Below are 6,857 nucleotides of genomic sequence, written 5' to 3'. Positions count from 1 at the left end.
CTGTTGACTCCGAGTAGTTCGCCTTGGGAGTTATAAATGGGTTGAGAAGCACTAATTAAGAGTGTTGGTTCAGTGCGGGGTGTAAAAATCTGACTAAAGCTGAATTTTTTGGCGGTAACTGCTGTTTGATAATCAGGACGCGATCGCGCATCATAGTTTTTGATTACCTCTGGTAATTGAGTACGTTGACCTTGAGAGTCAATTGTGTAGGTGTAGAGGTCGTACCCAGTTGACTTATCGGCTTTTCTGAGTAAAAATTGGCGATCGTTGAACTTCTCTACCGCTAAATATTCTTGGTCATTGCTTGCAGTTATTGCCAACGCGTCTGGAAAAATCTTTAACTGTTCTATTAAATATGACTCCCAGGTTGCCAGATTTTCTATCTTCAGCAACCCCATATCGATCGCATTTTGATTACTGCCTAGTACCTGACGCCCAGTTGTTAAGTAAGTTTGTAAATTCTGTTCGACTCGATTGGCAACTTCATGACGTAATTCGTTAACTACCTCATTGACTGCCTTTTGCCCGTTTCCGATTGACAAGTATGCAGTCAATCCCACAGCTAGCAAGATTTGCAGCACAAACAACGCTACCAAGATGCCACTTAGAGGCACACCTTTAAACAGAGAAAAAACACTACCTTGCCCAGTATTTTTGTTCATCTGCCCACTCCCCCTTCCTGTCCTGTAGTACTGAGTACAACACCTCTAGTTTGCTGTCCTGTGGGCTTATATCATGTCCGCTAGATTACTTATTAAACCTGGAGAACCCCACCCCGCCAAAGCTATGCTTTGTCTCCCCTCCCCGCCGGCGGGGAGGGGCTGGGGGTGGGGTGCAATGACTGTGGAAATCATAACTATTTATACGGACATGATATTATGCATAGTTTGTACTCGGTCAGGTCAAGTGCCAATATACCACTTCTGGTAAAAGAACAAAACGTTACTTAATTGCACCTGTAAATTTTACCAGCCAAAATATTACTAACGTCCATCACAAAGACAAAGACGCGTTCATTGTAAATATGAAACAAATTGATGAAAAGCTGAATCAATTTGTAGCTAGTTGAGATTTATGAGTTATAACTGGCATTTTTAAAGAAATCTAACTATAGACAGATGAAATTTGAAACGCTACTGTTATCAGAAGCGTGTTTTTTAGCGTTCAGATTATCTTTTAATCTACGCGCTAAAGAAAAGGAGTTAATCACTTCAAGATTGCTCCTAATTTTACTGCATCCTGTTCACAGCAACCCCCAAGACATAGGTTTTATCACTCATGCTCAACGTATCCACTCACAATTCTCAACAAAATCAGCAATTAATTGACAATACTGACTGGAACGTTATTGAAACAGAGTTTAACCCGACGCAGTTGCATCATAAAGAAACTGTTTTCACTCTTGGTAATGGGTTGTTAGGAGTGCGGGGTACATTTGAGGAAGGATATCCACAGGATTTTCCAGGCGTACTCATCCACGGTGTTTATGATGATGTGACAATTACTCATACCGAATTGGTAAACTGCCCCAACTGGCTGCCATTGGTGGTGAAAGTTGGTGGCGATCGCTTTAGTATGGACAGTGGTGAAATTCTCAACTACGAACGTCGGCTCGATTTACGCTTAGGTTTAGTTAGCCGTGATGTGCGGTGGCGTAGTCCTAATGGTCATACCCTAGATTTTCACTTCGAGCGTTTCACCAGTTTAGCAGACCAACACGTTTTGGCGATTCGCGCTCAAATTACATCGGTAGACTTTGAGGGTGAGATTACCGTTGAAGCCGGATTTGACAGCGAACCACATACCCAAGGCGTTAAACATTGGCGAACCTTAAACCAAGGTGGCATAAATCAGATTCTCTGGTTAAACAGTACAACTCTCCACTCAAATATTCAACTTGGGATGGCAGCTAAGTTAGTGGTAGATGGTGATGAGACTGCACCCGTGAGCGTCGAAAAAGCTTCTAGTTCTCCCATTTTGACAACTACCTTAGAGTTATATCCCGGAAAAACGGTAACTGTAGAAAAGATTGTCACCCTGTTTACTTCACGAGAAACAGAAATTCCCATTGCCGCCGCCTTACAAAGACTCGCTGATGAACCGAGATATACTACGCTATTGGCAGCTCACATTGCAGCATGGGAGCAAGTGTGGCAAGACAGTGACATTATTATAGAAGGCGATCGCTTGGCTCAATTGAGCGTCCGTTACAATCTCTTCCAATTACTAGCTGTAACACCGCGTCACGACAGCCGAGTAAGCATTCCTCCCAAAACCCTCTCCGGTTTTGCCTATAGCGGACATATCTTTTGGGATACAGAAATATTCATCCTGCCTTTCCTCACCTTAACTCAACCAGCTCTAGCGCGTAACTTACTCACCTACCGCTACCACACCCTACCAGGAGCCAGACGCAAAGCTCAAGAAGCCGGTTATCAAGGAGCAATGTTTGCTTGGGAAAGTGCTACTACTGGCGATGAAGTAACTCCGCGTTGGGTTCCGGCTCCCAACGGTGAATTAATCCGCATCTGGTGCGGTGACATAGAAGTGCATATCACCGCAGATATCGCTTATGCAATTTTGCACTACTGGCAGACTACCAATGATGATGACTGGATGCGGGATTATGGTGCGGAAATTGTTCTTGATACGGCTGTGTTCTGGGAAAGTCGGGTGCAGTGGAACCAAGAGCGCCACAGCTATGACATCCTAGATGTAATTGGCCCCGATGAAAATCACGATCGCGTCGATAATAATGCCTTCACCAATCTCATGGTACAGTGGCATTTGCAATCAGCTTTGGGACTGTGGGATTGGCTCAAACAAGCTTATCCTGAAACCTCAGCAGAACTAGTACAAAAACTCAACTTAACCACAGAGCGTCTGCACCATTGGGCGGAAATTCAAGAGCGTCTATTTGTCAACGAAGATGCTCAAACTGGTTTAATTGAACAATTTGAAGGCTTTTTCCAGCTAGAAGACGTTAACCTCGCTGATTACGAACCGCGCAGTAAATCCCTGCAAGGTTTGTTGGGAATTGAAGCTACAAACCAAAAGCAGATTCTCAAACAGCCAGATGTATTGATGCTCTTGTATTTATTGCGCGATGTCTGGCGACAAGACGCAAAGCGTCTACGCTACGACCATAACACCCTCGCCACCAACTGGGACTATTACACCCAACGCACCGACCACAGTTATGGTTCTTCACTAGGCCCAGCCATTAACGCTATCTTAGCTTGCGACCTCAATCAACCAGCCGAAGCTTATACACACTTTCTGCGATCGGCCTTGGTAGACTTAGAGGATGTGAGACTAAACGCCGCCGAAGGAATTCACGCTGCCAGTGCTGGAGGAGTATGGCAAGCAGTAGTTTTCGGTTTTGGCGGCATTCGGATGACTCAATTTGGCCCCATTGCTTGTCCCAATCTACCACCCAACTGGACGCGTTTGAAGTTTCGCCTGCAATGGCGTAACGAGTGGTATGACTTTGACTTACGAACTGAAACAGCAGTTAAAGTTCCCACCTTGGCAGATACACGCTTACACTAAAACAATTTTACGAGATGTAGGCTTATTACTCCATGTACCAGGTGTAATGGCGCTGCTATCATTACCCGTGTGCTTGATATTTGGTGAGTATTATGCTATTTGGCCGTTTGTGTTCACAGCAATAATTTCTTTTAGTTTAGGACAGTTGCTTTATCAAGTATTTCGCCAAGCTGAAGCCGCAGAGATACAACACGCGATGTTGATTGTTGCCCTGAGTTGGGGAATTGTTCCCCTATTGGGGGCAATTCCGTTTGTGGCGATCGCTTCTTATCTGGCTGCATTTCCCCAAACCTCGCAAACTATCCGTGAGTTTCAGCATCCTTTAAACGCTATCTTTGAAGCTGTTTCTGGGTATACCAGTACAGGATTAACAATGGCTCTTGATGCGAGTCAACTACCTCACACGCTGCAATGGTGGCGATCGTTCACAGAGTGGATAGGTGGTGTGGGAATAATTGTACTCATGCTGTCGGTGCTTGAACCTAGCGCAGATCCCGATCAACTTTACCAAGCCGCAGGACGACAGAAGAAAATTTCTCCCACGATTGTTGGAACTGCGCGTAAGATTTGGAAAATTTACCTGCTATACACGGTATTTAGTGTACTGCTGTTGGGGTTATTGGGTATGCCTTGGTGGGAAGCTCTTAATCACGCCATGACTGGCATTTCTACGGGTGGTTTTTCCATTACTAGCAAGAGCTTTACTGTGTATACACCAATTTTACAGTTAGCTGCGATCGCCATTATGATTACAGGTGCGATTAGCTTTTCGGTACACGCACAATTCCTCAGTCAGCGCCGACTCTCTGCCCTGTGGAGAGATCCTTCACATCGGGCGCTATGGCTACTACTAGTATTAGGAACAATATTACTGCTACTTACACATTACTCGTTTACAGGCTCACTTAGCTGGCTCGACAGTTTATTTCAATGGGTTTCAGCCTTAACAACCTGTGGTTTTAATACTGTTAAAATCCAAGATTGGAGTCCCAGCGCCAGATTGTTGATCAGTCTGGGAATGATTTTTGGTGCGGCTTCTGGTTCCATCTGTGGCGGACTCAAACTTAGTCGGATTGTTACTCTATATAAAGCTGTAGTATGGCATTTACAGCAGATATTTCTCAAATCTGACCAGCATATTAAATACAAACTCGATAGTCAAGAACTTACGGAAATTGAAGCTCATCGTCAAATTAGAACAGCTACAGTTTTAGCAACACTTTGGCTAGGCTTTTTAGGAGTAGGAGTCTTTGTTTTGCTCCACGTTGTTGAACCGCAGTATACAGTTCCCGATGTCATTTTAGAGGCAGCTTCCGCAATGGGAACTTCAGGATTATCAGTAGGAATTACCAACCCAGACTTGCATTGGATAGGTAAACTAATTTTAATTTTGTTTATGTGGATGGGACGAGTGGAAATTATTCCGGTGCTAGTACTGTTTGCTTCCTTTTTACGTCCCGTGCGGCAAGTAATTAGGATTAAAAAATGAGCCTGACATTGCTATCCACAACTTATATCCTTCTAGAGGACGATAAGAAACTATAGCAATATCGATACCATAATTTCTAAGTGCGTATGTCGTGTAGCCCAAAATAAGCTTAATTATCTGCTGAAGCTATCCATCAAGAAAATGATTTGGATACTAAGTTTCTTGCTCTATTGCATAAATATTTTCTTGTGTTTTGAGCTACCACAAAACACAAGCTACTCATTTTTGTCTGAAATGTAAACCTCATGAATTAGGAGTATTTACCATGAAAGCGGTTGTTTTTCACGGAATCGGAGATATTCGATTAGATAACGTACCAGAACCAAAAATCAAAGAACCAACCGATGCCATTATTCGACTGACCTCTAGTGCAATTTGTGGCACAGATTTACACATGATTCGGGGAACATTCACGGGTATGAAACCCGGTACAATTCTAGGGCATGAAGGTGTTGGGATTGTTGAAGAAATTGGTTCCAATGTGCGGAATTTGAAAGTGGGCGATCGCGTTGTCGTTCCCTCGACAATTGCCTGCGGCTACTGTTCTTACTGCCGCACAGGTTATCATGCCCAATGTGATAACGCCAATCCTCACGGACATAACGCCGGGACAGCTTTTTTCGGAGGCCCAGAAGCAGCAGGCCCCTTCGATGGATTGCAGGCGGAATATGCTCGAATTCCTTATGCCAATGCAGGGTTAGTCAAGTTACCAAAAGAAGTCACAGACGACCAAGCAATTCTATTGTCTGACATCTTCCCTACGGCATACTTTGGAGCCGATATTGCAGAGATAACACCAGGAGATACAGTTGCCATTTTCGGTTGTGGCCCTGTTGGGCAGTTTGCGATCGTCAGCGCCAGATTGTTCGGTGCAGGACGCATCATTGCAGTTGATACAATTCCCTCACGTTTAGAAATGGCGCGTGATTTGGGTGCAGAAATCATTGATTACAATGCCGAAGATCCAATTGAAGCAATCCGCGAACTAACCGGGGGAATTGGCGTGGATAGAGCGATTGATGCAGTTGGCGTAGATGCGAATGCTCCTGACAGTGGCCCAGCAGCCGAAAAAGCACAACAAGAAGCGCAACAATTCCAACAGCAGTTACAACAAATTGCCCCTAAAACCAATCCTCAAAACGGCAATTGGCATCCAGGTAATGCTCCGTCTCTTGTATTAGAGTGGGCAGTTCAAGCATTAGCCAAAGCTGGTACGCTCTCAATTATTGGAGTTTATCCCCCCACCCATAATTTCTTTCCCATCGGCACAGCAATGAACAAAAATCTCACAATCAACATGGGCAATTGTAATCACCGCAAATATATTCCTACGTTGGTGGATTTGGTTCGTAATGGCACAGTAGACCCCACAAAAGTATTGACACAAGTCGAGCCGCTAATGTCAGTTATTGATGCTTATAAGGCATTTGACCGACGACAACCAGGTTGGGTGAAGGTAGAATTAGTCCCTGGAGCAGCTTTAGCTAATGTTTAGAATCTTTATCAAGCTTGTATTGTGAACTAAAAACTTTTTTGACATCAGCAAGTAGGGTAACTTGCTGATGGCTTTTGATTTTAATTATAGGAGGTTGTACAGCACGACTTAAATTTTTTATGGAAGAATCCTTGCCTATTACTATTTTGATAAGTGTAACGGTTGTGGCTGGTATTGCTGCTCAAGTTTTCGCTGGTTATTTTCACATTCCTAGTATCGTCTCGCTACTTCTGTTCGGGATTTTCTGGGGCGAGATGGTTTAGATTTTTTAGATCCATCATTATTGGGTGTTCATTAGTTGATGACTTTCCACAGGTATAG

General features: G+C 44.0%; 4 protein-coding genes. 3 read left to right on the top strand and 1 reads right to left on the bottom strand.

The genetic code is table 11. The annotated features are described in order from the left end of the window. Positions 1-662, bottom strand: a 662-nt coding sequence (locus IQ229_RS07235; RefSeq protein ID WP_194042518.1) for a PDC sensor domain-containing protein, incomplete at its 3' end; no start/stop codon positions are given. 616 nt (positions 663-1,278) lie between these two features. Here IQ229_RS07235 and IQ229_RS07230 point away from each other — a divergent pair. The 3 genes from IQ229_RS07230 (at position 1,279) to IQ229_RS07220 (ending at position 6,536) form a co-directional block, all read left to right on the top strand. Beyond that, the gene (locus tag IQ229_RS07230; protein WP_194042517.1) at positions 1,279-3,552 is read left to right on the top strand and encodes a glycoside hydrolase family 65 protein; all 2,274 of its coding nucleotides are present in this window, start codon (positions 1,279-1,281) and stop codon (positions 3,550-3,552) included. Then, entirely contained in the window at positions 3,485-5,041 is a 1,557-nt protein-coding gene (locus tag IQ229_RS07225; RefSeq protein WP_228013263.1) for a TrkH family potassium uptake protein, read from the top strand. Before IQ229_RS07230 ends, IQ229_RS07225 begins: the two co-directional genes overlap by 68 nt. A gap of 265 nt (positions 5,042-5,306) precedes the next feature. Continuing rightward, positions 5,307-6,536, top strand: coding sequence for a zinc-dependent alcohol dehydrogenase (locus IQ229_RS07220; protein WP_194042515.1), 1,230 nt, complete (start codon positions 5,307-5,309; stop codon positions 6,534-6,536). Positions 6,537-6,857: the final 321 nt, after the last annotated feature.

Origin of the sequence: Nostoc cf. edaphicum LEGE 07299 (assembly GCF_015207245.1) — a bacterium.
GTDB classification, from domain to species: Bacteria; Cyanobacteriota; Cyanobacteriia; order Cyanobacteriales; family Nostocaceae; genus Nostoc; species Nostoc edaphicum_B.
Note: the sequence above shows the minus strand (reverse complement) of the source record. Positions and strands in the feature narration are given on the sequence as shown.